This window comes from Nocardia sp. NPDC049190 (assembly GCF_040648115.1).
Lineage (GTDB): Bacteria > Actinomycetota > Actinomycetes > Mycobacteriales > Mycobacteriaceae > Nocardia.
The window spans coordinates 81,671-106,364 of the sequence record NZ_JBEZDE010000009.1; the positions used below are offsets into that span (position 1 = coordinate 81,671).

General features: G+C 67.7%; 21 protein-coding genes. 11 read left to right on the forward strand and 10 right to left on the reverse strand.

Features of this window, described 5'->3' with window-relative positions; all coding sequences use genetic code 11:
• Nucleotides 1–36 precede the first annotated feature (36 nt).
• From asnB to AB0B25_RS10645, 6 genes are all read left to right on the forward strand, one after another.
• Entirely contained in the window at nt 37–2,238 is a 2,202-nt protein-coding gene (gene asnB / locus AB0B25_RS10620) for an asparagine synthase (glutamine-hydrolyzing) (RefSeq protein WP_357176984.1), read from the forward strand.
• On the forward strand, nt 2,235–3,017 hold the full coding sequence (locus AB0B25_RS10625; RefSeq protein WP_357176985.1) for a nucleotidyltransferase domain-containing protein: 783 nt from the start codon (nt 2,235–2,237) through the stop codon (nt 3,015–3,017). The genes asnB and AB0B25_RS10625 overlap by 4 nt, the downstream gene beginning before the upstream one ends.
• Nucleotides 3,014–3,292: a PqqD family protein gene (locus tag AB0B25_RS10630; protein WP_357176986.1), complete on the forward strand. Its 279-nt coding sequence runs from the start codon at nt 3,014–3,016 to the stop codon at nt 3,290–3,292. Before AB0B25_RS10625 ends, AB0B25_RS10630 begins: the two co-directional genes overlap by 4 nt.
• A 361-nt stretch (nt 3,293–3,653) precedes the next feature.
• Nucleotides 3,654–4,577, forward strand: a complete 924-nt coding sequence (locus tag AB0B25_RS10635; protein ID WP_357176987.1) for a diiron oxygenase — start codon at nt 3,654–3,656, stop codon at nt 4,575–4,577.
• 41 nt (nt 4,578–4,618) lie between these two features.
• Nucleotides 4,619–5,263 carry a hypothetical protein gene (locus tag AB0B25_RS10640; RefSeq protein ID WP_357176988.1) on the forward strand — a complete coding sequence of 215 codons (645 nt, stop codon included), beginning with the start codon at nt 4,619–4,621 and terminating at the stop codon, nt 5,261–5,263.
• Nucleotides 5,264–5,447: 184 nt separating this feature from the next.
• The gene (locus AB0B25_RS10645) at nt 5,448–6,500 is read left to right on the forward strand and encodes a nucleoside-diphosphate kinase (protein ID WP_357176989.1); all 1,053 of its coding nucleotides are present in this window, start codon (nt 5,448–5,450) and stop codon (nt 6,498–6,500) included.
• A 418-nt stretch (nt 6,501–6,918) separates the two neighbouring features.
• Here AB0B25_RS10645 and AB0B25_RS10650 read toward each other — a convergent pair whose 3' ends face one another.
• Together AB0B25_RS10650 and AB0B25_RS10655 are read right to left on the reverse strand one after the other, a co-directional pair.
• Nucleotides 6,919–8,376: an MFS transporter gene (locus AB0B25_RS10650; protein WP_357176990.1), complete on the reverse strand. Its 1,458-nt coding sequence runs from the start codon at nt 8,374–8,376 to the stop codon at nt 6,919–6,921.
• Between the two features lie 65 nt (nt 8,377–8,441).
• On the reverse strand, nt 8,442–9,281 hold the full coding sequence (locus AB0B25_RS10655) for an oxidoreductase (protein WP_357176991.1): 840 nt from the start codon (nt 9,279–9,281) through the stop codon (nt 8,442–8,444).
• 168 nt (nt 9,282–9,449) lie between these two features.
• Here AB0B25_RS10655 and AB0B25_RS10660 point away from each other — a divergent pair, with 168 nt between their 5' ends.
• On the forward strand, nt 9,450–9,995 hold the full coding sequence (locus AB0B25_RS10660; RefSeq protein ID WP_357176992.1) for a helix-turn-helix domain-containing protein: 546 nt from the start codon (nt 9,450–9,452) through the stop codon (nt 9,993–9,995).
• Nucleotides 9,996–10,078: 83 nt separating this feature from the next.
• On the opposite strand, the gene AB0B25_RS10665 is transcribed toward AB0B25_RS10660, so the two are convergent.
• The 6 genes from AB0B25_RS10665 to AB0B25_RS10690 form a co-directional block, all read right to left on the reverse strand.
• Nucleotides 10,079–12,202, reverse strand: a complete 2,124-nt coding sequence (locus AB0B25_RS10665; RefSeq protein WP_357176993.1) for a RecQ family ATP-dependent DNA helicase — start codon at nt 12,200–12,202, stop codon at nt 10,079–10,081.
• Nucleotides 12,203–12,507: 305 nt separating this feature from the next.
• Nucleotides 12,508–13,437, reverse strand: coding sequence for an alpha/beta hydrolase (locus tag AB0B25_RS10670; protein WP_357176994.1), 930 nt, complete (start codon nt 13,435–13,437; stop codon nt 12,508–12,510).
• 154 nt (nt 13,438–13,591) lie between these two features.
• Complete coding sequence (locus AB0B25_RS10675) at nt 13,592–14,815, reverse strand: RtcB family protein (RefSeq protein ID WP_357177082.1); 1,224 nt, start codon at nt 14,813–14,815, stop codon at nt 13,592–13,594.
• 90 nt (nt 14,816–14,905) lie between these two features.
• A complete protein-coding gene (locus tag AB0B25_RS10680) occupies nt 14,906–15,988 on the reverse strand; it encodes an amidohydrolase family protein (RefSeq protein WP_357176995.1) in 1,083 nt (360 codons plus the stop codon).
• Nucleotide 15,989: 1 nt separating this feature from the next.
• On the reverse strand, nt 15,990–17,363 hold the full coding sequence (locus tag AB0B25_RS10685) for a glutamine synthetase family protein (protein WP_357176996.1): 1,374 nt from the start codon (nt 17,361–17,363) through the stop codon (nt 15,990–15,992).
• A 39-nt stretch (nt 17,364–17,402) separates the two neighbouring features.
• Nucleotides 17,403–18,281 (reverse strand): ribokinase, encoded by an 879-nt coding sequence (locus tag AB0B25_RS10690; RefSeq protein WP_357176997.1) that lies wholly within the window; start codon nt 18,279–18,281, stop codon nt 17,403–17,405.
• Nucleotides 18,282–18,380: 99 nt separating this feature from the next.
• Between AB0B25_RS10690 and AB0B25_RS10695 the strand changes: the two genes are divergently transcribed.
• From AB0B25_RS10695 to AB0B25_RS10710, 4 genes are all read left to right on the forward strand, one after another.
• Entirely contained in the window at nt 18,381–19,676 is a 1,296-nt protein-coding gene (locus AB0B25_RS10695; protein WP_357176998.1) for a glutamate-5-semialdehyde dehydrogenase, read from the forward strand.
• A 93-nt stretch (nt 19,677–19,769) separates the two neighbouring features.
• Nucleotides 19,770–20,651 (forward strand): MoxR family ATPase, encoded by an 882-nt coding sequence (locus AB0B25_RS10700; RefSeq protein ID WP_357176999.1) that lies wholly within the window; start codon nt 19,770–19,772, stop codon nt 20,649–20,651.
• 3 nt (nt 20,652–20,654) lie between these two features.
• Entirely contained in the window at nt 20,655–22,082 is a 1,428-nt protein-coding gene (locus AB0B25_RS10705) for a VWA domain-containing protein (protein WP_357177000.1), read from the forward strand.
• Between the two features lie 203 nt (nt 22,083–22,285).
• Nucleotides 22,286–22,687, forward strand: coding sequence for a transposase (locus AB0B25_RS10710; RefSeq protein ID WP_357074398.1), 402 nt, complete (start codon nt 22,286–22,288; stop codon nt 22,685–22,687).
• On the opposite strand, the gene AB0B25_RS10715 is transcribed toward AB0B25_RS10710, so the two are convergent.
• Together AB0B25_RS10715 and AB0B25_RS10720 are read right to left on the reverse strand one after the other, a co-directional pair.
• A complete protein-coding gene (locus AB0B25_RS10715) occupies nt 22,639–23,241 on the reverse strand; it encodes a TetR/AcrR family transcriptional regulator (protein WP_357074401.1) in 603 nt (200 codons plus the stop codon). The genes AB0B25_RS10710 and AB0B25_RS10715 overlap by 49 nt on opposite strands.
• Nucleotides 23,238–24,674, reverse strand: a complete 1,437-nt coding sequence (locus tag AB0B25_RS10720) for an FAD-dependent monooxygenase (protein WP_357177001.1) — start codon at nt 24,672–24,674, stop codon at nt 23,238–23,240. The genes AB0B25_RS10715 and AB0B25_RS10720 overlap by 4 nt, the downstream gene beginning before the upstream one ends.
• Nucleotides 24,675–24,694: the final 20 nt, after the last annotated feature.

The window sequence follows — 24,694 nt, forward strand, 5'->3', positions numbered from 1 at the left end:
GTACCAGGACGACAGATTCAGGGATAGGAACAACAGATGTGCGGACTAGCAGGCATCGCCGCTCTCGGCGAGGACAATCTCCCTGCCGGCGTCGGCACGATCCTGGCGGGCATGTCCCGGGCAGTGGGCCACCGGGGCCCGGACGCCGAACAGGTGTATATGGATGGCCCGGTGGGTCTGGGTTTCCGGCGGCTCGCGCTGGTCGGCCCAGAAAGCGGTGACCAGCCGTTGTTCAGCGAGGACGGGAAGGTGGTCCTCATCGCCAACGGCGAAGTCTACAACCACAGACAACTCGTGACCGGGTCCCTCACCGGCGTGCGGACGCGCACCAACTCCGACTGTGAGGTGCTGGCACACCTCTATGCCCGCGACGGCCTGCGGTTCCTCGACGACGTCGTGGGCATGTTCGCCATCGCGCTCTGGGACCGGATGCGACATCGGCTCGTGCTCGCCCGCGACCGGTTCGGCATCAAGCCCTTGTACTACACGCGAGTCGACGGCGCCGTACTGTTCGCCTCGGAGATCAAGGCACTGTTCGCGCATCCTGGATGCCGCCGAGAGTTGGACTGGGAAGGCGCGTTGGCCGACCAGTCCTTGACGATGTCCCCGTATCTGACCGATGCGCCGGTCAACACCTGGTTCCGGGGAATCGAGATCGTCCCTGCGGGTTCCATCGTCTCCATCGACCTACGCGACGGGGAGGTCGACCGGCACCAGTATTGGAACCTGCCGAGTTTCGAAGGCGATGCGGGCATCTCGGATGAGGAGTTCGTTCGCACCTATCGTGACCTGCTCACCGGCGCGGTGCGCGACGCGGCGACCGCCGACGCCGAGTTGGGCTTGTTCCTCAGCGGTGGCATCGACTCCACAGCTGTCGCCGCGCTGGCCGGCGCCACGGGAAGTCCCATTCATACCTTCACCGTGCTCAGCGGCGGCACCCTGGTGACCGGGGATTCCGAGTTCGGCCATCGCGCCGCGTCGACACTGGGTATGCCAAACCATCAACTGGTCTTCGACGCGAAGACCGTGCCGGCGGTTGACGAGTGGAAGCGGTTGCTGTGGCTGCTGGAGACGCCGCTGTGCGGCCCCGAGCAGTACTACAAGTACGAGCTGTATCGGTATGCGAAGCAGGCGCGTCCACAGTTGCGGGGCATGCTGCTCGGTGCCGGAGCCGACGAGTACAACGGCGGGTTCTCCACCGTGTTCAACGTGGGTGCGGATTGGGCAGGATTCGAGTCGGGCATCCGGCAGATGGCCAGGGCGGCCGCCCTGCACAAAACGCCCGCTCTAGCCCCCTGGTGGGAATGTCGGGAGAGTCCGCTACTCGAGGGCGCCTTGCTCGGGAGTTCTGCGACCAGCCCCCTTGTCGACCCGTACCCAGCCTACGTCGCTTCGCGTCATCGCTATCTACAGCAGTACAACTGCTGGCACGACGATCGCACCGCAGCAGGCAACGGAATCGAGGCCAGGGTGCCCTTCCTCGACCATCGGATTATCGAGCTGCTCATGAGGATCCCCACGCGCCAGCGTGCCGGATTGCTCTGGGACAAGAAGATTCTGCGCGAGGCGGTGCGCGACATCGTTCCCAGCGAGATCGCCGCCAGACCGAAGGGTGCGTTCATCTGGGGTGAGGGGGCCGGCTTCACCCACCGCATGGTTGTCCGTCTGCTCAGCCAACAAGACTGCGCGTTGCTGGAGGAGGCGCTCGCCTCGCCGGGCGCGCGCCAGGTGCTGTGCCCGGACGCGGCGCGCGCCATGCTGGGCAGATTGCGCTCCGAACGGCAGCCCGCGGATGCGCGGTTACTGCTCAGCCTCGTCAACCTCGGTCTCCTCGACGAAATGACACGTCAGCTTCCCGCTGTGCCCCTGGATGCGCCGCCGCGTGATGTGCTGACGGCTATTTCGATAGGAGACTGGGACTGCGAGGCGCCGGCGATTGCCGAGCGGGTCAGGGACCATAGCGTGCCATCGCTGCACGACGTGGTGGCCTTCCCCGAAAATGTCCTGCTGGTGCAGGCGCGTCAGTCCCCAAGCCGCCTGTATCTGGTCGTGGACGGCGCATTCGAGTACGTCGTCGATGCCGATCTCGACGCAGCGTGGTTCGCCTTTTTACAGACGGTCGACGGCGAACGCACGCTTGGCGAGCTGCTCGACCTCTGCGGCCAGCCGTATGTGTCCGTCGAACAGACGCTTCTCGCCAGCATCGATGCTGGCCTACTGCAAGGAATTCCGGCATGACCATCGAGAATCTGCCCGATCTGGTCGACGTCCTGCGTCAACGTGGCCTGATCCCACCCGGTGAACTGGCCGTATTCCTCGTCGGGTCGAGGGCGCGCGGCTGGGCCCACGCCACCAGCGACATCGACTTGGTTCTGGTGTCCACCGAGCGCTTCACCGATGATCGGGCAATGGAGTTGAATGTCCCGCTCGCCCCGGGCACAGTGCAGACGGTGACCTTCCACCACGAGGGCCGGCGCTGGGAACTCAAGTACTGGCTGGACAGACAAGTGGACGAGCTTTTCGGCAAGGTCACCTGGGCGGCATTCGACAACGACGGTAAGGTCGGCGCGCGGCTTACCGTGGATGAGAGCCTCTTCCTCAGCCGGCTACGTACCTGTGTCCCCCTCGGCGACGACAGTTGGGTTCAGCGGCGGCGGCAACAGCTCGAGGACAGCGCTTTCTGGTCATTCCTCACCCTTCAGTTCCTCAATGATGCCGATGGTGCGGCAGAGGACGCGGTCGGCCTACTCGCCGTCGGTCGAACCGAGGGCGCCGTGCTGTCGGCGCGGCAGGCTTTCGGCTTCGCCATCGATGCCATGCTGATCGGACGTCGGGAACACGACGCGGGGGTCAAGTGGCGTCCGCACAAGCTTCAGCACCTCGCCTCTTTACCGCTGTCGTTCGAGGACTACTGGTCCATCGAGACCATGCGCGACTACGACCCCCGCCAGTCGGCCGAATGGGTGCATCGTGTGGTGTCCCTCTGCAAGAAAATCAGCATGGAGGTGGAAATTTGAGCCCGATCACCCCGCATGCCACACCGCGACTACGGCTCACTGCCCGCATGCGGAAGTTTCGAGGCAGGCTGTTGGTCGCCAGCCAGGAACACAATCTCGAGCTGAGCGAGTCGGCGGAGTTCATTTTCCGCAGTATCGACGGCATGCGGACAGTCAGCCAGATCGGCGCAATGGTTGCCGAGAGGTACGACATTCCCGCGGATATGGCAACGGATGATGTAGCCGACCTTATCGACGAACTCGTCGAGGCATGTGTCGTCGACGTGGACTCGTGATCGCAACCATGTCGGTGGATGAGGCGTACCGCCAGTACTGCTGGCGATGGGAGTCGGACCGGGAACTGACGCGCCGCTCGTGAGCCACCACCAGGAGACTCTTAGAGCTCACCGGGTCGGTCGTTGTCCGCGACGTCGACGGCGCCGGACCGATCAATGGCACCGGTGAATTTCTGGATCGAGAAGTGTGGTGTCGCCACCGACGGAGCCATCGAAGACACGCAGGAGCAGGTGAATCATGGGATCGGCCAATTCTTCCGACGGTCTCGGAAAAGGTGTGGGGAGCATGTCGGGCTCGTACGACAGTAAATTCGGCAACTGGGAGAGGCGGGCAAGTGTAAGGAACAAGTCCCGTCGAACGATGGACATGGAAGAGCCCCGCTCGTTGTTCTTTCCGCCCGAGTTCGTACCGGCTGTGTCGCATCCCCTCGTCGAGGATCGAGGTCCAGAAGTCAGGCACCGCGTCCTCGTGCATTCGCTGTACCAGTACCTTCATTTCACGACAGTGCTGGAACAGGTCGCCATTGTGCCGGTGACAGCACGGATATCGAGCAATCGCAGCGGAGTAGAGGCGCCGAAGGCGATGCTCGCGGACGCATTCAAGATAACGACCGACGAGGCCTGGCATGCGCAGTTCTCCTATGACTTCATCGAGGAGGTCGAGCGCTGCAGCGGAGTCACCGCGACAGCCATGGTCGAGCCGAATTTCGTGTGTCTGCTCGACAGCATCCGCGAGGTGTACACACCCGGGACTGGACGTGCCCTCGATCTGGTCGCCGCCACGGTGAGCGAGACGCTCGTCTCCTCTCTCTTATCGGAGATCCCCAACGACGCAAGGCTTCCGGGGCCCGTTCGTGCGCTGGTCGCCGATCATGCGGCTGATGAGGGGCGCCACCACGCCTACTTCCGAAACTTCTTGCGGTATCTGTGGCCGCAATTGCCGAAACGTGAACAGCGGACCATCGGGCCCCGAATCCCCGAACTCGTGAGTGCGTTCCTGCGCCCCGATCTCCGGGCGGTCGCCGCGACACTTTCGGCTTCGGGTTTCACACAGCCCGAAACAGCCGAGATCCTCGGCGACTGTTACCCGGCGCGATCCGACGCCCACGGCATCAGACATGCCGCCCGCTCGACGGTGCGCAGTTTCCGAGAGGTCGGCGCTCTCGACGATCTCGCGACCAATGAGGCGTTCCTCGCCGCTGGCCTCCTGGCAGAGCCGGAAGCCTCGCTCGGCGGATGCGCCGCCGATGCCGGTCCACCGGGATCACGCCGAGCGAACGGCTGAGTCCTATCAAGCCCTCATCATCCGCCGGAGGAAATACAGCGATGGACGAGTCCACACTGCCGAACTCGATACAAGAGGCTCTCATCACCAGGACGGCAGGCGCGTCCGGCGTGGCACGCCTGGTGATCGACGGCTTGTTGGAGATGAGCCACGACCAGGAGCTACTCGCGCAGGCCGGCACATGGCTCAGTCGACGACTCCCGGGTTACGCGCCGATGTGGCACATCGCGAATGCCGCCCGCGGTGACCAACCGATTGATGCGCTGAGAGCCATCCGCCTCGAGTTGGACCGTTCGATCGAGAAGAGTGTGGAAGCAGCGGTGGCATGGTTGTCGTCGTATCCCGGGCCGGTCGAGTCCGCGCCGAGTAGTTCGATCGTCAGCCAAGTGCTGGCGCGACTCGGCGGCCGGGCCACGGGCGGCCCGGCATGTGTCGCTGTCGCCGGGGCTGACGCTATCGGCCCGACGACCGTGTTGAACATCCAGGGAACTCGGCCTTTGGCAGCACGTCTCCCGACGGTAGTTGTCACCACATCTCTGAAACTCGTGCCAGAAGCAGTGTTTTCCACGTTGGGCACACCGTCGTTCGAGCGCATCCCGTTGACGGAGTTCGCTGGAGTCGTCCTGGACGGCGAGGTCCTCGATCATGCCGAGGTCGGTCGCCGAGCCGCCGCTGTCCGCGGATGATCCGGTGGCAAGCCATCTCGGTTCGCGTGGCGAACCCGGCGATTCGTGTGATGTCGCCGATCGGCGGTACTCCGTGCGATGGGCATATTTCCCGTGCGGCATCCGGGGATAGCTCATGTCCGTCGGCGAGAGATGAACCCGGTTCACCATCTGGAAAGCGAACATGGCGTCGATAAACATCACTATGAATGGCTTCACACGCTACCGGCACGACCAGGACTTCATCCGAGGATTCGCCGCGGCGAAGCACGCGCTTGGTGGCGACGAGACAGCCGTCGCGAACTCGGTTGCGATGTTGCTGTTCTCGCCACTTGCGCTCCGCGCGGCGCGAGTGCATACCGGGCTGGCATGGCTCACCGCTAATGGATTCACTGTCGGATATGTTCGCCATGTCCGTCTCGATCGAGGGCAAGTCCGACGGATCTGGAAGTACCAACCCGTCGAATACGACGCAGAGCGGGTGCGCATCGTCTGTGACCTGCTGACCAGCGGGCCGTGCCTGCTGGTCGTCGTCACCGGGCCGGAACAAGATGGCCTGCCCCTCGCGTCCCGGCTTCGAACGCGCAAAGGGCCTTCGGATCCGCGCCGCTGCTGTCCCGAACACCTCAGAACCCACCTGGGTGCGGCGAACATGTTCAACAATCTCGTGCACACCTCGGATGGGCCCGTCGAGGTGATGCGGGAATGCGCAGTGATGCTGACCGATACCGAGTTGGCGACCTTGTGGCGATGCGTATCCGACTCACTGTCCGGCTCTTCCCCGTCAGGTCTCGATGAGGCATTGGCCGGGATTCCGACGGTTGCCATTCCCGGCGGAATATCGCTGGCCCATGTGACGATCGCGTTGCGCGCCGCACTGTTGCAGGACATCCGCCCGATGTCGGCGCGAACCGGTCGGCTCGGTGCGGCCCAGCACATGCTTGCCGCGGAGATGGAATGGGCACAGCGACAGGATCCAGCCCGACCCGTCCAAGCACTGCACGCGTTCCGTGCGCATTTCAGCCCGGTTCACCCGTTGCTTCACGAGGCATCTCTTGGTCGGGATCGGAGTTCTCTCTCCCTTTTCGAGAATGTTGAGCACGCGCTATTCGGCATGCCATTCCGTCTCGATTCCTTGAATCGGTCGGCTTCGGCAGCGAATATCACTCTGGACGTCCGAGACCGGCTTGTGTTGGAGACGGAATGGCTTTCGCTGAGGTTTTCCCAGCAGGGCCCCCGTAGTGCGCCGTTGTCCTGACGCTGGTCGAGGCGGAACCTCGATGCCGGGTCGCGCGAGCTACGCTCAGCCTGTGACCACGCGGGTGTCATTGTGCGTCAACTGGTTCGACGCAGCAGTGCGCTGTGCCCCGGGGGCACCCCGCACACCGAGTCGATACCGTGCCCGCAGGCACCCGGTCGCGAGGCGGACGCCCGAGCGGGCCGCACCGCGCTACGTCGCTCGCTGATCTCCGAATGATGCGCGTCAACATCGCGGTGGTTACTGGACGGCGCTCCGAGCGACAGGTTTCCAGGTCAGCAGTGTGCGTAGTCGTTGTGCCCAGCCCAGGTCGCTGAGCCTGCCGAGCACGCGGCCGGTCTCGGCGCCGCCGGTGATCTTGCTGGATAACCGACTCGTCCTGTCACGCCTCGATGTTCGAGGTCGCCATCCTGCGTTCTTACCCGCGGGGGTCCTCGACCAGGTCGGTTCGGGGGGTCGTAGCCGGTGCCGCGGCGGGGACGCCTCCGTGGCGGACGGCTGCGTGTGCGGCGCGGCGGGACGGCACAAGGGTGGCTGCGAGGGCGGCCGCGGTGAGGAGCGCGGCGATGAAAACAAAGCCGTGGGTGTAGCCGGAGTCGTAGGGCAGGCCGGAGGGCTGCGGTCTGCTGGTGATCAGCAGACTGGTGAGTGCGGTGCCCAGAGCGCCGCCGATGGTGCGGAGATTGGCGTTCATGCCGGTCGCGGCACCGGTCTGCTCGGTCGGCACGCTGCGGACGATGAGGTTGGCCATCGCCGAGAAGGCCAGGCCGATGCCGAAGCCGAACAAACCGGCGACGAGCCCGACCTGCCACGGCCGTTCATGCCAGAGTGCGAGGATGCCACAGGCGATGGCGCCGAAGACGGCACCACCCACCAGCAGTCGCTTGGCCCCGACGATCGGCTCCACGCGGCCGCTGAGGATGCCGGAGACGAACATGGCGACCAGCATCGGCATCATGAGCAGTCCGGAGGCCGTGACGCTTGCGCCGAAGCCGTAGCCGGCGGCGCTGGGGGTTTGTACGAAACCGGGCAGGAATGACCAGATCGCGAACATGCCGGCGCCGAACAGCAGACCGGCGGTGTTGGTCGTCCAGACCGTCGGCAGTCGCATGATGCGTAGGTCGATCAGCGGATTCTCGGCGCGTGCCTCGGCGAACATCCATAGCCCGCAGATCACGACGGCCGCGGCGAAGAGCCCGATGACACGGCCGGAACTCCAACCCCAGTGGTTGCCCTGGGTGAGTGGTAGCAGCAGTGCGACCAGCCAGCCGGACAGGAGCACACCGCCGGTCCAGTTCACCGATCCGGCGTCGCGGCGGGATGATTCGGGCACATAGCGCACGGCCAGCACGGTCGTGACAGCGACGACGACGACCGGGATCCAGAACAGCCAGCGGTAGTCCAGTGCCGAGACCGTGGGCCCCGCGGCGACGATGCCGACGCCGCCGCCGGCGGCGATCACGGCGGACAGGTTGCTGATGCTGCCGCTGACCCTGTTACTCGCGAATTCGTCACGAATGATGCCGAAGGAGAGCGGAAACAGCGCACCGCCGACGCCCTGGATGATCCGGGCGATGATCAACACGCCGATGTTCGGGGCCGACGCGGCGAGCAGGCAGCCGGCCAGGACAGCCAGCAGGACGGCGACGAGCGTGCGCTTCTTACCGGCCAGGTCCCCGACTCGGCCGAGGATCGGAGTGCAGACCGAGGCGGACAGCAGGTACGCGGTCATCACCCAGGTGACAGTGGACTGGGAGGTGTGCATGGCGTGTTGAACAGTCGGCAGGGCCGGCGCGATCAAGGACTGCAGCATGGCGAACACGCCCGCACCGCCGGCAAGGATTGCGAAGGTGAGGCGGGTGGACTTGCGGGGCATGGAGTGACTTCCTGGATCAGGGCGACCGCCGTCGGGTCCGGCCGCTGTGGTCGCTGGGGTTGTGGTCAGACGAGGGGGTAGTCCGTGGAGCGGCTGACCGCGGCCCAGTCGTTGGCCTCGGCGAGGCGACCCTCCTCTGAGTTGATGGCGATCTGCAAGGCGTCACTGCCGAGCAGCAGCCGCCGTGGCGGTCGTTGTTCGGCTACCGCACCGATGATGGCGTGGGCCATACGGTCCGGGTCGCCGGGCTCGTTGCCGGCGTACTCGGCGAACTCGGCCAGCCACGCGCCGACCGTCTGCTCGTAGTCGGGGGTGATCGGGCCGGACGCCTCCGCGGCGCCCGCGGCCCAGCCTGTGCGGATGCCGCCGGGCTCGACGATGGTGACTTCGATGCCGAACGGGGCGACTTCGTTCGCCAGGACCTCGGAGAATCCTTCGACGGCGAATTTCGCGGTCTGGTAGGCGCTCAGGCCCGGTGTGCCGCCCACGCGGCCGCCGATGGAAGAGATCTGCACGAAGTGCCCGGACCGCTGCCGGCGCATGATCGGCAGGGCAGCCCTGGTCACGTTGACGACGCCGTAGAGATTGGCGTCGATCTGTGCGCGGAACTCCACTTCGGGGAAATCTTCGATCGAGCCACTGGTGGCGTATCCGGCGTTGTTGACGACAACGTCGACCGAACCGAACCGTTCGACCGTCGCGGCGACCACGTCCCGGGTCTGGGACGCGGAGGTGATGTCCAGCGCGGCTGTCTCCAGCCGCTCCGGGTGCTCAGCCTTCAGGTAGGCCAGCGCTTCCGGCTTGCGGGAGGTCGCCATGACCCGGTCGCCGGCCGCCAGAGCTGCGAGCACCAAAGCTCTACCCAGGCCTTGCGACCCGCCGGTGATCAGCCAAGTTCGTGACATTGTGCGTTCCTCATCTCGTCGTTTCGTTCGCCGCCCGATAAGACAGCAACTCATCTGTAGACCATTCAGCAATAAATGCTACATACAAGTCGCATAAAATGAGAGTGCTAAATCTCTCTAGAAACTGTTAAGCATGTAAGTGAAGCTGACAGTTAAGATCACTGGATCATGAGAGCTGACGCCGAACGCAATCTGACCGCGGTCCTTCGTGCTGGGGCTCGTCTGCTGGCCGAGGACCCGAGTACCTCCATGGCGGCCATCGCCACCGCCGCAGGCGTGGACCGCACCACAGTCCACCGCCGATTCGCCACCCGTGAGGCCCTGCTCGGCGCAGTCTTTCAGGCCAAACTCGATTCGGCCCAACGCGTCCTGGACGAGGCTCGCCTTACCGAGGCCCCCGTCCCGGTCGCCTTGCACCGCTACCTCGAAGGGATCATCCTCGTCAGCCGTGAATGGGCTGTCGACATCCGCCGCATGATGCAGAAGGACCCCGCCGCTCGCGCCCGTCGCCGACGGGAGGGCGCGCGAGTCGACTCCTTCATTCGCCGTGCCATCGACGAGGGCTACCTCCGGGCCGATACCGACGCGGCCTGGGCACGGGCGGTCCTGGACGAACTCGTCAACACCATCGCCCACCAGTTCCCCGCCGTCGAGCCGCCACAGGCCGCCGACCTCGTCGCCGCTACCTTTCTGAGTGGTTTCGGCGCGACTTGACGCGCGGCACCGGACGGAAACCAGATCAGCCTCACCGCGACCGCCGTCGCGAGGCGGGGCCCGAGCAGTGCTCTGTGCGCGCCCTACGTCGGTGTTGCCAGCGCGAAGGGCAGGATGGCGTCTGCTCCGGCGGCGCGTAGCGCGTGTGCGGCAACGGTGAATGTCCAGCCGGTGTCGGTGAGGGTGTTCACCAGCAGGATGGGGCCGGTGATGGTGGTGAGGTCGGGGATGTCCCACGAGTCGCGCAGTCCGGCTACGCGGTGTGCGGAGTTCGCTGCGGAGACCGGTGGCCGGTCTGGTCGGGTTCGCAGCGTTCCGAGATCGCGTAGGCGGCCGACCTCGGCGAGCCGAGCGGCGAGGGTCGCGGTCAGGACCGGATAGCGCGGGGATTCCAGCGCCAGCACCGCAGTGGGGCGTGCCGCCCAATCCCATTCGCGCAGTATCGCGATGCATGCGTCGAAGACTGTGTCGGGCACCGGATCGTCCGGTTTGTCGAGCAGCGTCCGCAGCCGCTGTCCCCAGCCCAGGTCGCTGAGCCTGCCGAGCACCCGGCCGGTCTCGGCGCCACCGGTGATCTTGCCGGACAAGGGGATTCCGAGTTTCGCCATGCCGGTCGGCCACTGCTTGCGCGGGGCGAGGTCGATGCCGGGACGATCGAGGCGAGCCCTGGTCGCGGCGAGCGCGTCGGCGATCACGCTGCGGTCGGGACGCGTGCCGGTGCAGTTGTCGCAGCGTCCGCAGCCGGGCGAACCCGGCTGATTCGCGGGAAGTCCCGGGTCGTCGAGTTGACGGCGGAGGAACTCCATCCGGCAGTCGGAGGTCGACTGGTAGTCGATCATCGCCTGCTGTTCGCGCTCGCGGGCGACAGCGAGGCGTTCGTAGCGTTCGGCGTCGTAGGTCCACGGCTGACCGGTGCGGATCCAGCCGCCGCGCACCCGGCGCACCGCGCCGTCCACGTCGAGCACCTTCAACACCATCTCCAGCCGGGAGCGGTTGAGTTCCACCAGCGGCTCCAGCGCCGCGGTGGACAGTGCCCGGTCGGAATCCAGCGCGTCGAGCACCGCGTGCACGAGGTGTTCGCGCGGAAAGGCGACCGACGCGAAGTAGCTCCAGATCCGCGTGTCCTCCGGGCCGGGCAGCAGGACCACCTCGGCGCGTTCGGTGCCGCGACCAGCGCGCCCGACCTGCTGGTAGTAAGCGATGGGGGAGGAAGGCGCGCCGACGTGCACCACGAAGCCGAGGTCGGGCTTGTCGAATCCCATGCCCAGTGCGGAGGTCGCGATGAGCGCCTTCACCTCGTTGTTCAGCAGCGCGGCCTCCAGCGCCTCACGTTCGGCCGGGTCGGTCTGCCCGGTGTAGGCGGCGACCGTGTGGCCGTGCGAGTTCAGCACGTCGGCCAGATCATGCGCGGCGGCGACGGTCAGTGTGTAGACGATCCCGGAGCCGGGCAGCCGGTGCAGCCGGCCGCTGAGCCAGGCGGTGCGTTCCACCGCGTCGTCGAAACCGATCACCGACAGATGCAGCGACTCGCGGTCCAGCGTGCCACGCAGCACCAAGGTGTCGGTGCCGATCTGGGTGGCGACGTCCGTGACCACCCGGTCGTTGGCGGTCGCGGTGGTCGCCAGAACAGGTACGTCCGAACCGAGATCGGCGATCAGGGTGCGGATGCGCCGATAGTCCGGCCGGAAATCATGGCCCCAGTCCGATACGCAGTGCGCCTCGTCGATCACGACCAACCCGGCGTCCGCCGCGAGTCTGGGCAGCACCTGGTCACGAAAGTCCGGATTGTTCAGCCGTTCCGGGCTGACCAGCAGCACGTCGACCGTGCCCGCGGCGACCTGCGCGTGGATCTCGTCCCATTCGGTGACGTTGCCCGAGTTGATGGTCGCGGCGACCACCCCGGCACGCTGGGCGGCCGCTACCTGGTTGCGCATGAGGGCCAGCAGCGGCGAGACGATCACCGTCGGCCCGCGACCGGCCCGCCGCAAGAGCTTGGCCGCGATGAAGTAGACCGCGGACTTACCCCACCCGGTGCGCTGCACGACCAGCGCCCTACGCCGCCGAACGACCAGCGCCTCGATCGCCGTCCACTGGTCTTCCCGCAGCCGCGCGCCGGACCCGGCCAATTCGCGCAGCAGATGCTCCGCGCGCTCGCGGAGGTCAGGCGCGGTGAGGTCGATCTCAGGGACATCGGTCGCCGTGGTCATGCGCTTCATCGTGCCCGACGCTACCGACACCGCCGAACGAACCGACGCGAAGGCAGCGCGCCGCGACCGCGCGCCGTGGCCGGGCACTTCGCCTAGCGCGCGTGCCGGCGTCCGACCGGGGCGCAACGTCACGGCGGCGGTGGCCGTCGCGGGAAAGCGAAACGGGATCCGCATACGCGCCGGTCACCACGGCTCGCGGCCGAGTGCGACCATACGGCGCGAGCCGTTGGGGGTGCACGCCGTCGTATCCCCGGCGCGGTAGGCACCTTGTGGGCGTCGCTCGGTTGCCGAAGCGACAGCGCAGGTCAATCGGGCCTGGTCGTCGCTGCCAATTCGACTAATCGGGCGCGGACCAGATCGGGCCGTTCCTCGGCGATGAAGTGGCCACAGTCCTCGACCAGTTCAAGGCGGTAGTCGTCGGCCCGCGCTGTTTCCTCGGCGGCGAGCGACGGGTGGATCGCCGCGTCCTCGACACCGAACAGGGCGCGGATCGGAACGGTCGCGTGGCGTCGTTCGCCATGCCCCGCGGCCCGGGGCACTTCGTGCAGCAGGAAGGTGCGGTAAGTATCCGTCGCGGTTCGCGCGCAGTCCGGGTCACGGAAGCGCTCGGCGTAGCTGCGAACCACGTCGGGGCCGAACTCTTCGCGATTGCGCACTCCCCGGGTGAAGACCAGATCTTCCAGGAACCTCGTCCGTTGATGCAGGTACTCCCCGAACGCCGCGACCGGCGGTTGATAGACCAGGAACCGCCACGCGTGCGGGAGGAAAACGCGCGGTGTCTGCCACGGATGGGCGATGTTCAGCGCGAGCAGCGCGTCGAACCGCTCCGGCGCCCGCAGCACGAGCAGGTGACTGATGTAGCCGCCCCAGTCGTGTCCGACCAGCAGGACGCGATCGAGACCGAGGGCGTCCAGCAACGCCAGGACGTCCGATACGACGTCTTCCTTCGCCCATCGGTGTGGAGCGGGACCCGACCAGCCGTATCCCGGCAGATCCGGTGCGATGATTCGCAGTCCGTCCGGCGGATCCGCGAGCAGATGGCGGTAGGCGTAGTGATGCTGTGGCCAGCCGTGCAGTGCGAGCACCGGACGTCCGTCGACGGGGCCCGACTCGGTGATGTGGAAACGGACGCCCCGCGCGGTCACGAACGATCGCCGTACGCCGCGGATGTGCGGCGGACCGGCTCCCGGGTCCGAATCCGCCGGGGGCGATAAGAAGGACGGCCACCAGGGCATAGTCGGATGGTATCGGGTCGAGCGACGGCTTCGCGCGTCATCGGACGGGCTGGTGATCGCAGCCGGCATCAGGGCTGTTCTGCGCAGGCGCGCAACACCCGCGGGTCTCGCGCCAGGCGAGTCCCGCTCACCCGGCGCAAGATCTCGCGCGTATTCATCCCTTCACGCACAGCACCTGACGCAGCGTCGCCACGACATCGACCAGATCGCGCTGCGCGGCGATCACCTCATCGATGTCTTTGTAGGCCGCGGGGATTTCGTCCACGACGCCCGCGTCCTTCCGTGACTCGACGCCCTCGGTCTGGGCGATGAGATCGGCGACGGTGAACTGCTTCTTGGCCGCGTTGCGACTCATCCGCCGCCCCGCACCGTGCGAGGCCGACTGGAACGAGGCCGGATTACCCTTGCCGCGCACCACATACGAACGGGTGCCCATGGAGCCGGGGATCAACGCCAGATCACCGTCGCCCGCGCGCACGGCGCCCTTGCGGGTCACCAGCATCGGTATGCCGTCGACCAGTTCCTCCGCGACATAGTTGTGATGGCACGATATCGGCTGTTCGAAACGCACCTCGCGCTCGGCGAATTCGTCGCGCACCGCGCGACACACCAGGGCGAGCATCACCGCGCGGTTGCGTGCGGCGTACTCCTGCGCCCAGCCGAGGTCGCGCCGATATGCCGCCATTTCCGGTGTTCCGGTGACGAATACCGCCAGATCGCGGTCTGGCAGGTCGACGTTGTGCGGTAGCGTCCGCGCGATCGCCATGTGTCGCTCGGCGAGTTCCTTCCCGATGTTGCGGCTACCGGAGTGCAACAGGATCCACACCCGGTCGTCCTGATCGAGGCAGACCTCGATGAAGTGGTTACCGCCGCCGAGCGTGCCCATCTGCTTGTGTGCCTTGGACTCTCGTGCCTGAACGCGGTCGTCGAGTGCGGCGAACGAACCCCAGAACCGATCCCAGCCGGTGCGCAGCGTCGCGGTGCTCGCGCCGAGCGCGGCCACCTCGGCGCCGAGCTTCGTCACGCTGACGGCGTGCCGGTGTGCCTGGAAGCCGACCGGCACCGCCGCCTCGATCCGGGACCGCAGCGAATGCAGGTTGTCCGGCAGGTCGGCGGCCGTCAGATCGGTGCGCACGCTCTCCATGCCGCACCCGATGTCGACGCCTACCGCGGCGGGTGACACCGCGTCCTTCATCGCGATCACCGAACCCACCGTGGCGCCCTTGCCGAGGTGAACGTCCGGCATCACCCGGACGCCGTGGACCCACTTCAGCGCGGCGATATTGCGCAGCTGCTGGAGCGCGGCCTGGCCGACGTCCTCCTCGTCGGCCCACATCAGTGTCTGCGCCCTGGTACCGCGCAGCTCGACGGGAAACATGGTCTCGATCCTCTCGTTGTCTTCGTCACCAACGGTAGGCATCGAGGGCACGCGTCGCACCCGAATATCGAGCGCCCGGAAACTGCTGCCTCAGTCGGTGCCGGACGGGTAGAGCGCCGCGCGGTAGGCGCGCTCGGCGTTCCCGTGTGCGACCGCGAGAACCAAGCTTTCGGCGTCGGCAGCGGTGATCGCGTCGGCGGCGATCCACTCGTCGACCAGCGCGCCGAGCCCGCGCCGCCAGAGCAGGGCGCCCAGGTAGTGCAGTTCCGGCAACCCGTAGCCGTCCGAGGAGTAGCACAGCGCGCGGAACGGAGCGAGTTCCAGCGTCTCGGCGAGCACGGCACCGGCACGGTGCCCCACGTACGGGATGGTGAGGCCGAGATCGAGGTGGACGTGCTCGAAGACGTGCGCGAGATAGGCGGCATGACGGTGGTAGGGCCAGCAGTGCAGCAGCAGCACCGAGAGCCCGGTCCCGGCGGTTCTGCGCAGAAAGTCGGTGAGCAGCAACGGGTCGGACCGGTGCAGTCGAAGATCCGGGTCACCGAATCCGGTGTGGAATTGCAGCGGGAGGCCGAGTTCGGCTCCGATACGTGCGGCGAGACCGACCAGCCAGCCGAGCAGGTGTGGATCGGTGAGCCTGCGTTCGGGCGCGAAGCTCGTCGGCGGCCGATCGCGCAGCGGAAAGTCGAGACCGCACCGGTAGGCCACGATCGTCTTCAGCCCCACGGCGTTTCGCGCTCGCGCCCACAGCTCCGCCTCGATCATGTCGTAGACGCCCGATACCGGGCCGACTTGGGCGACGACTTGTTCGGCCACGTCTTCCACCCGCACGATCTCGCGGACCGTGCCGTTCACCAGCCGGGCGAAATTTTCGGTGTCACCACCGATACCGGTATCCAGGAACCAGCGGGTGACGCCGGTCGCGCGCAGCAACCGCGCGGCGACCTCGGGTCCGCCCAGCCCGGCGCGGTGCCGCAAGTAGACATCCGCGCCGACATGCGCGGGCAGGTCGAGGGCGGGCGCGCACCAGCGCCGCACCGCGAGCCCGATCGCGGAATCGAAACTGCCTCGGGCGCCTTCACCGAGCAGTCGTTCGAAACGGGGCCGATCCAGGGTGTCGGTGACCACACCGTGGCAGTGCTGGTCGGTGAGCTGAACACCGTCGGTGAGCACGCTAGAACCGCCAACGGGTCAGGGCGACGAGCTCGTCGGCGCTCGCGGCGCCGTAGCGCTCGGCCTCGGCGCGGCGCACGGTGCGCAGCGCGTCGTGTAATTGCACGCCCATGGCGGTGGCGAGCACCCCCGATTCGTCGAGTCGGTCGGCGGCTTCGGTCGGGGTGGTCGGCAATCGGCGCACACCCGACATCATGCGGGCTTCCGCATCGAAAGTCACGGGATCCCCGGTGATTTCGGCGGGCAGGCGAAGTCCGTCGGCGACGCCGGACAGGCCGGCCGCGACAACCGATCCGACGATCAGGTACGGATTTCCGGTCGCATCGAAACACTTGATCTCGGCGTTGGCCGCCCACTGCTCGGTTCCGCGGACACCGGTGATGAAACGGAGCGCCGCCTCCCTGGTCTCTCGGCCCCAGCACTGCCACACGCCCGCCCAGCGCGAGGGCACCAGCCGCAGGAAGCTCGCCGGATTGCCCGCGCCGACCGCGACCAGCGCCGGCAGTTCCCGCAACACTCCAGCCAGAAAAGCTTCGCCGGCCCGCCGCATGCCGTACCGCCCGTCGCCACCGGAGAACAGCGGACCCTCGTCGTCGTGTACCGACAGGTGCAGGTGCGCACCGGAACCGGAACCGCTCGGCTCGAGGCACGGCGCCAGCGACGCGCGCCACCCATGCCGCGCGCTCACCTGGCGGATCGTGTGCCGGACCAGCACCACTTCGTCGGCGGCGGTGACCGGGTCAGACGGCTCGATCGACAGTTCCAGCTGCGCGAGCGCGTATTCGGGGTGGAACTGGTCGACCGTGATGCCCTGCTCGGTCAGCGCCGCGACCAGGTCTTTGCCGTAGTCGGCCACCTGGCCGAGCCGGACCATGCCATAGGCGGGGCCGTGCACAGCCGGGGTGAAGCCGTCCGTGTCGGTATCCCGGCCGATCGACCATTCGGTCTCGAAGGACATCGACAACCGCAGCCCGGTCGCGCGCGCCGCCTCGGTTTGCCGCGCCGCGAAATGGCGCTGGCAGGCGACGAAGCGGGCGCCGTCCTGGGCGAACTTGTCGGTGGGCGCCCACGCCCAGCCCGGCTGACAGGCCAGCTCGGTCAGCATCGACAGGTCCGGGACGAGCCGCAGATCGCCGTCGGGACCACCGAGGTATCGGCCGACCATCATCAGGTCGTCGAAGGCGAAGGTCTCGAAGCACGGGGACACACCGACGCCGAATCGGGCCGCATGCGTGAGCCGCTGCGCGGGCACCGCCTTCGCCCGGGTGATACCCGCGTTGTCGACGAAACTCAGCGCGACCATGGACGCGTCCAACCCGCCGATCACCGTGTCGGTGTCGCCGTCGACGGGAATGCGATCCGGCGTCGGGGCCATGCGCACCACGATAAGCGCGGACCAGTGCGCCGCGGGTCGTTACTCGGCGGCCACCGCGGCGGCGATCTCGGCTGCGGTCGGGATCGCGGTGCTCGCGCCGAGCTTGGTCGTCGCGAGGGCGCCGGCCGCGCAGGCCCAGCGCAGCGCCCATTCCGGGCCGCGGTGCCAGGTGGCGGCGAGTGCGCCGGTGAAGGCGTCGCCCGCGCCGGTGGTGTCGCGGACCGTCACCTCCGGGCTGGGTTGGGATCGGAGCGTGCCGTCGGGCCCGCGATAGGTGGCGCCGGCCGCGCCGCGGGTGACGACCACGTGCGGCACCAGGGTGAGGTCGGGGCGAAGCTGGTCGTATTCACCCGAATTGAGCACGGCCACATCGACATTCGCCGAAAGATCGGCCGGTAGTCGACGGGCCGGTGAGGGGTTCAGCACGACCGTCGTCCGGTTCGCGCGAGCGTGACCCGCGGCCGCGGTCACCGTGTCTATCGGAAGCTCCAACTGGCACAGCAGGATGTCGGCAGCCGCTATCGCCGCCAGGTCGTCGCCGTCGAGTTCGGTCATCCGCGCGTTCGCGCCGCCGACCACGATGATGCTGTTCTCACCGGCGCGGTCGACGATGATCGTGGCAACGCCACTCGGCCCGGTGACGGTGCGCAACCGATCGACCGCCACCGCGGAATCCGTCAGCGCCCGGCGGAGTTCGGTCGCGCACACGTCGTCACCGACGGCGCCGAGGAACCGCACCGCCGCACCGGCGCGCTGCGCCGCGATGGCTTGGTTGGCGCCCTTCCCGCCCGGCACCATGACGAATTCCATGCCCACAACCGTCTCACCGGGGACGGGCCGCCGCGCGGTCGTCGTCACCAGGTCCATGTTGATACTGCCGAGTACCACGATCACCGGTGCGCCCGTTTCGGCCGTCATAGTGCCGGACGCTAGTCGCAGACCGCGCGTCTCGCACGCACCCTCGTCCTCGCGTCGTCAGCCCGCGGCCCGGTCGTGGCTGCCCAGCGGGTGAAATCGGTGGCGAACCCGGTGCGTAGGCTGATACGCATGACGGTAGGAACGACGACCGGGCCGGATGTTCGCGCGGTGGTGCACGAGGCCGCGCGCAAGGCGCGGGTCGCGTCGCGAACTCTCGCGCAGTTGACGACCGCGCAGAAGAACGACGCGCTGGATGCCGCGGCCGACGCGCTGCTGGCCGCCGCCGACCGGGTACTCGCTGCCAATGCCGACGATGTCACCGCGGCGCAGGCGGCGGGTACGGAGGGGTCGTTGCTGGATCGGCTGCGGCTGACGAAGGCGCGCATCGACGGCATCGCCTCCGGCCTGCGCCAGGTGGCCGGGCTGCCGGATCCGGTGGGCGTGGTCGTCCGGGGTTCGACCTTGCCGAACGGCCTGGAGATCAAACAGGTGCGAGTCCCGCTCGGTGTGGTCGGCATGGTGTACGAAGCCAGGCCGAACGTCACCGTCGACGCGTTCGGGCTCGCGCTCAAGTCCGGCAACGCGGCCGTGCTGCGCGGCTCCGCTTCGGCGGCTCGCTCCAATGCCGCTCTCGTCGAGGTGCTCCGGGAATCGCTTGCCGCACAGGGTATCCCGGCCGACGCGGTGCAACTGCTGCCGAGCGAGGATCGCTCCAGCGTGACCCATCTGATCCAGGCGCGCGGCCTGGTCGACGTGGTCATTCCGCGCGGCGGCGCCGGTCTGATCAACGCGGTCGTCCGGGACGCGCAGGTGCCCACCATCGAGACCGGGACCGGTAACTGCCACGTCTACGTGCATGCCGCCGCCGACCTGGACATGGCCGAGCGGATCCTGATCAACGCCAAGACCCGCCGCCCCAGCGTGTGCAACGCGGCCGAAACCGTCCTCATCGATGCTGCGATCGCCGACCGGGCGCTACCTCGCCTGACCAGCGCGCTCGAGCAGCACGGCGTCACCATCCACGGCGAGCTGCCCGGCCAGGTTCCGGCCACCGACGCCGACTGGGGCGAGGAATACCTGACGCTCGATATCGCACTCAAAGTGGTCGCCGACCTGGACGCGGCGGTGGAACACATCAACACCTGGGGTACCGGCCACACCGAGGCGATCGTCACCGGCGAACTGGCCGCGGCCCGCGAGTTCACCGGCCGCGTCGATGCCGCGGCCGTCATGGTGAATGCCTCCACCGCGTTCACCGACGGCGAGCAGTTCGGATTCGGCGCCGAGATCGGCATCTCCACGCAGAAGTTGCACGCCCGCGGTCCGATGGCTCTGCCCGAACTGACCTCGACCAAGTGGATCGTCTGGGGTGACGGCCAGATCCGGCCGGTCTAGCGTTCCGGCGCGCAGCGCCCGTGCGGCGCACACCGACATCGAGTCGGTCCGCGCTCCCGTAGCGTGAGTGGTGGTTCGGAAGGAAGGCAGCGAGTGGCATCGGAGAGTGCGGGGCAGGAACCGGTCTTCGGATCGGTGGATGACGTGATCGACCGGTTGGCGAGTACGGGATACCTCGCGGACACGGCCACCGCTACGTCGGTATTCCTTGCCGACAGGCTGGGCAAGCCACTGCTGATCGAGGGTCCGGCCGGTGTGGGCAAGACCGAGTTGGCCCGCGCGATCGCGCAGACCTCGGGCGCCGAGCTGGTCCGCCTGCAGTGCTACGAGGGCGTCGACGAGGCCCGCGCGCTCTACGAGTGGAACCACGCCAAGCAGATCCTGCGTATCCAGGCCTCGAGCGAGAACGACTGGGCGGAGACGAAGGCCGATGTCTTCACCGAAGAGTTCCTGCTCTCCCGGCCGCTGCTCACCGCGATCCGCCGTACCGATCCCACGGTGCTGCTGATCGACGAGACGGACAAAGCCGATGTGGAGATCGAGGGCCTGTTGCTCGAGGTACTCAGCGACTTCGCGGTCACCGTGCCGGAGTTGGGCACCATCACCGCCAGCCGTAAGCCGTTCGTCGTGCTCACCTCGAACGCCACCCGCGAGCTGTCCGAGGCGCTCAAGCGCCGCTGTCTCTACCTGCATCTGGACTTCCCGGATGCGGAGCTGGAGCGCCGCATCCTGGCCAGCCGGGTCCCGGAGCTGTCCGCCGCGATCGCCGCACAGCTGGTGCGGATCGTGCATGTCCTGCGCGGCATGCAACTGAAGAAGCTGCCCTCGGTCGCCGAATCGATCGATTGGGGACGCACGCTGCTCGCGCTCGGGCTGACGGATCTGGACGACACCGCCGTCCGCGCCACCCTCGGCGTCGTGCTCAAACATCGCAGTGACCATCAGCGCGCGCTGGCCGAATTGAAGCTGGCCTGAGCCATGGCGACCGGATCGGTCCCCGCGGATTTCGCGCCGCTGTCCGCGCCGAACGGACTGCCTGGGCATCTGGTCGGGTTCGTAGCGGCGCTGCGGGCGCGCGGAATTCCGGTCGGGCCCTCGGAAACGGTGGACGCGGGTCGTGTGGTGACCGTGCTCGACCTGATGGACCGGGAAGTCCTGCGCGAGGGCTTGGCCTGTGCGTTGCTGCGGCGCACCACGCACCGCGCGACCTTCGACGGAATGTTCGACCTGTGGTTTCCAGCCGCGGTAGGTGAACGCACATCGACGCCGGGCGAGGTCGATATTCCGCACACTCGCACGGGCGACGTGGACATTCCGGCGTTGCGTGAGCTGCTCGCGCAATTGCTCGGACAGGAGGCGGCCACAGCGCAGCTGGAGGCGCTGGCCGGGCAGCTGGTCGAACAGCTCGGTCAGTACCAATCTGCCCGTGGCCCTTCGTTTTCGGCGTATCAGGCATTACGTGAGGTGCAGCCGCAGACCCTGCTGGCCGAGATCGTCGCCGGGCTGGCCGCCGGATCGGACGTCAATGCTTTCGACACCGAGATCGCCCGCCGTACGGTGCGCCGGCGCATCGACCGGTTCCGCGCGACGGTGGAGGCCGAGACCAGGCGGCGCGCCGCCGAACGAATCGGCCGCGAACGCGTCGCGACCTACGGCGTCTCCCGGCAAGCCGAGGAGGTCGACTTCCTGCGTGCCTCCGAGGCCGAACTGGCCGAGCTCAAGCGGGGCACGCAGCGCCTGGCGCGCATCCTCGCGGCACGTCTCGCCGCGCGGCGCAGGCACGCTCGGCGCGGCGAGATCGACCTGCGGCGTACCCTCCGCAAATCCATGTCGACCGGTGGAGTGCCGATCGACCTGGTACACCGCAAACCGCGTCCCGGTCGCCCCGAGTTGGTGCTGCTGTGCGATGTGTCCGGGTCGGTGGCCGGGTTCAGCAACTTCACGTTGTTGCTGGTGAGCGCGCTGCGTGAACAGTTCTCCCGGGTGCGGATCTTCGCATTCGTCGACCAGGTGGACGAGGTGACCCAGTTCTTCGATCCGCACACTCGGCTCGACACGGCGATGACGAAGATTTTCACCGAGGCGAGCGTGGTCGGCGTGGATGGGCACTCGGACTACGGCGCTGCGTTGGCCGGATTCGCCAGGGACTATCCCGACGCCGTCACCAGCCGAAGTTCGCTCCTGATTCTCGGTGACGCACGCACCAATTACCGAGATCCGGAGTTGACGACGCTGCGATCGCTGGTTGATGTCGCCAAGCACGCGCACTGGCTCAATCCGGAGCCGCGCAGCCAGTGGGGTTCGGGCGATTCGGCCGCCGACAGGTACGGGCAAGTGATCGAAATGCACGAATGCCGGTCGGCGAAGCAGTTGACCGCCGTGGTGTCCCGGCTGCTGCCGGTCTGAGAGGGCGTCTGAGAACTTTGGTGGGCGTCGGCGTGTGTGCCGGGAAGTGGGCGAACTCCCGGTAGGACTGGTGGTTCTCTACGCCAACCGGTCTGCCAGGAGCTCGCGTGTCAGTGTTGCCTACCTGCCGGTGTTTGTCATGCCCAGCCCATGGTGGGCCGCTGACTACACCGGTGTCGTGTCCGTTCTACCCGTCCTCGTCGATGTCTGACTCCGAGTGGGCGCTCGTCGCGTCGTTGCTGCCACCACCGGGTAACACCGTCGGCAAAGGTGGTCGACCGGAGAAGCACCCACGCCGGGTCGTGCTGGACGCCATCTTCTACGTGGCCCGCGGCGGGATCGCCTGGCGACAGACGCCCGGCGACTTCCCGCCCGCGATGACCATCTACGACATCTTCCGCCGATGGGCCAAAACCGTTGTGTGGCAACAAGTTCACGATGCACTACGCAACCTGGTCCGCCTCCACACCGGACGTGACCCGCTGCCCACCGCCGCGAAGCCATGGGCCTGGTTCCACGGCGAGGAGCAGCCGGCCGACAATACCTCTACCCCGGTTCACTCTGGTAGGGCGAAGCCCATCTGGCGGAGCATGCGGCGAAGGTAGGCAGTCAGCTCCGTGGCCGAGCGGTCGCCGGGCGCTAGCACCAGCTGATGCAGGACGGCCCCCCACATCATGTCGATCACCATGTCGACATCCGTAGTGGCTGGCAGCACGCCGTCCCGCTTCGCGCGGTCGAGGGTCTTTCGGGCACGCTCGCGGCGGGGCTCGAGGTGGTGGCGCCAGTACGTGGAGAGCAGCTCCGGGTGGTCCGGCCCGGCGCCGATCATCCGGGCGGTCAGCGCTCGCGCGCCGGGGTCGGCCAGCAGCTCACCCCACCGAGGCAGCAGCTCCTCGATCACGTCGAGCAGCGGACCGCCGACCTTGTCGACTGCACGGACCTGCTCACGCGTGGACTCGAGCGCCTGGGCGAACAGCTTTTCCTTCGAACTCCACCGCCGGTACACGGTCACCTTCGCCACCCCGGCCCGCCGGGCGATCTGCTCGATGCTCGTCCGCTCGACACCCCGCTGGATCAGTAGCTCAACGGCGGCCCGCAGGATCGCCTCGTCCGCCTCCGGGTCGCGCGGACGGCCAGGACCGGTGCGTGCGGAAGTCACAGGCGCATTGTGCCAACGCCCGGCGGCCGCAGCATCGCTGTCAGCCGATCTTGCAGCGCGGCCGGGTCGTTGCCGTGCCAGGCGAGGTGTGCGTCCGGGCGGATGAGCAGCGCGTCTCCCTCCCCTCGCAGGCCGACCACCTCGCCCAACGCTGTGCGGGCCTCGGCCAGCAGTTCGGCCGAGCCGCCGACCAAGGCCCACTCCGGGCCAAGCTCCGCGTGCAGCCGTGTCTGGGTTCCGTCGGTGCGCTGGTATTCGCCGTCCGGGATGCGGTCACCCGGCTGCGGCGCCGGGCCGCGGCCACCGAGCGGACCGCGCCGGTAGGTGACCCACAATTGCGACGCCACCCGGGTAGCGCGGCGCTGCACGGCCGGCCTGCCGAGCAACGGAACCACCACCCGGTCTCGGAGGAACCGCGTGAGCGCCGTTTCGCCGAGCAGCAGCCGCGTGTTCGCCGTGGTGTTGCGCAGGACGTCCGCCGCCAGCGGCCGGCGTTCGGCCCCATAGGTGTCGAGCAGTTCGGGGCCGGCCAGGCCGCGGACCACCAGGCCCAGCTTCCACGCGAGGTTCTCCGCGTCGCCGATGCCCGTGTTCATGCCTTGACCGCCGATCGGGCTGTGGGTGTGCGCCGCGTCGCCGGCGAGCAGGACCCGGCCGCGGCGGTAGTCGGCCGCCAGCCGTCGGTGGATGCGGAACACCGAGGCCCACACGGTCTCGCGGATGCCGATATCCGACTGACCCGCGCGCTCCACGAGGAGCTGCCGCAGCCGGTCGACCACTTGGTCGGGGGCGAGCCGCTCGCCGTCGTGCGGTACGTCAGCCATGAGGCGCCAGAGGTCCGGCTTGCCGGGCATCGGCATGGCCAGCAGCATGCCGTCCCGGTGGTACCAGCCGGCGGAGACACTGCGGTCGCGGTCCCAGTCGGCGTGGACGTCGGCGAGCAGGAACCGCTCGGCGACCGGCACGCCGGGGAAGTCGATCCCTGCGAGTTCGCGGACCGTGCTGCGGGCACCGTCGCACCCGACCACCCAGTCGGCCGGCGGATCCTGGTCGAGGGACGTGACCTCGGTCCCCCAGTGGATGGGCACGCCCAGCTCGGTGAGCCGGCGGCGCAGCTCGGCCTCGATCGCGGCCTGCGACACGAACAGCGCCTGCGTGCGCTCCCGCCGGTCCGGCAGGAACCGCATAGTGGCGATTGGCCTGCCGCCGACGTGCATCCGCATGCCGGCGGGCTCGAGCGTCCGTTCCCGCAGGTCGCGGAGGGCACCCAGCCGGTCTAGGACCTCGACGCCGCGTGCGTGCAGGATGTTTGCCCGCGAGGTCTCGGCAGGTCCGGTGGCCCGGTCGACGAGCCGCACCTCGACGCCCTGCGCGGCCAGGCCGCACGCCAACGTCATTCCCGTCGGTCCCGCTCCCACGATCAACACGTCCATGCGCCGATCATATACGTAGT

Excerpts from the sequence above, each read along its gene's own strand:
- asnB (WP_357176984.1), top strand. The coding sequence starts at position 37 with ATGTGCGGACTAGCAGGCATCGCCGCTCTCGGCGAGGACAATCTCCCT.
- AB0B25_RS10625 (WP_357176985.1), top strand. The coding sequence starts at position 2,235 with ATGACCATCGAGAATCTGCCCGATCTGGTCGACGTCCTGCGTCAACGT.
- AB0B25_RS10635 (WP_357176987.1), top strand. The coding sequence starts at position 3,654 with ATGGACATGGAAGAGCCCCGCTCGTTGTTCTTTCCGCCCGAGTTCGTA.
- AB0B25_RS10640 (WP_357176988.1), top strand. The coding sequence starts at position 4,619 with ATGGACGAGTCCACACTGCCGAACTCGATACAAGAGGCTCTCATCACC.
- AB0B25_RS10645 (WP_357176989.1), top strand. The coding sequence starts at position 5,448 with ATGAATGGCTTCACACGCTACCGGCACGACCAGGACTTCATCCGAGGA.
- AB0B25_RS10650 (WP_357176990.1), bottom strand. The coding sequence starts at position 8,376 with ATGCCCCGCAAGTCCACCCGCCTCACCTTCGCAATCCTTGCCGGCGGT.
- AB0B25_RS10655 (WP_357176991.1), bottom strand. The coding sequence starts at position 9,281 with ATGTCACGAACTTGGCTGATCACCGGCGGGTCGCAAGGCCTGGGTAGA.
- AB0B25_RS10660 (WP_357176992.1), top strand. The coding sequence starts at position 9,450 with ATGAGAGCTGACGCCGAACGCAATCTGACCGCGGTCCTTCGTGCTGGG.
- AB0B25_RS10665 (WP_357176993.1), bottom strand. The coding sequence starts at position 12,202 with ATGACCACGGCGACCGATGTCCCTGAGATCGACCTCACCGCGCCTGAC.
- AB0B25_RS10670 (WP_357176994.1), bottom strand. The coding sequence starts at position 13,437 with ATGCCCTGGTGGCCGTCCTTCTTATCGCCCCCGGCGGATTCGGACCCG.
- AB0B25_RS10675 (WP_357177082.1), bottom strand. The coding sequence starts at position 14,815 with ATGTTTCCCGTCGAGCTGCGCGGTACCAGGGCGCAGACACTGATGTGG.
- AB0B25_RS10685 (WP_357176996.1), bottom strand. The coding sequence starts at position 17,363 with ATGGCCCCGACGCCGGATCGCATTCCCGTCGACGGCGACACCGACACG.
- AB0B25_RS10690 (WP_357176997.1), bottom strand. The coding sequence starts at position 18,281 with ATGACGGCCGAAACGGGCGCACCGGTGATCGTGGTACTCGGCAGTATC.
- AB0B25_RS10705 (WP_357177000.1), top strand. The coding sequence starts at position 20,655 with ATGGCGACCGGATCGGTCCCCGCGGATTTCGCGCCGCTGTCCGCGCCG.
- AB0B25_RS10710 (WP_357074398.1), top strand. The coding sequence starts at position 22,286 with ATGTCTGACTCCGAGTGGGCGCTCGTCGCGTCGTTGCTGCCACCACCG.
- AB0B25_RS10720 (WP_357177001.1), bottom strand. The coding sequence starts at position 24,674 with ATGGACGTGTTGATCGTGGGAGCGGGACCGACGGGAATGACGTTGGCG.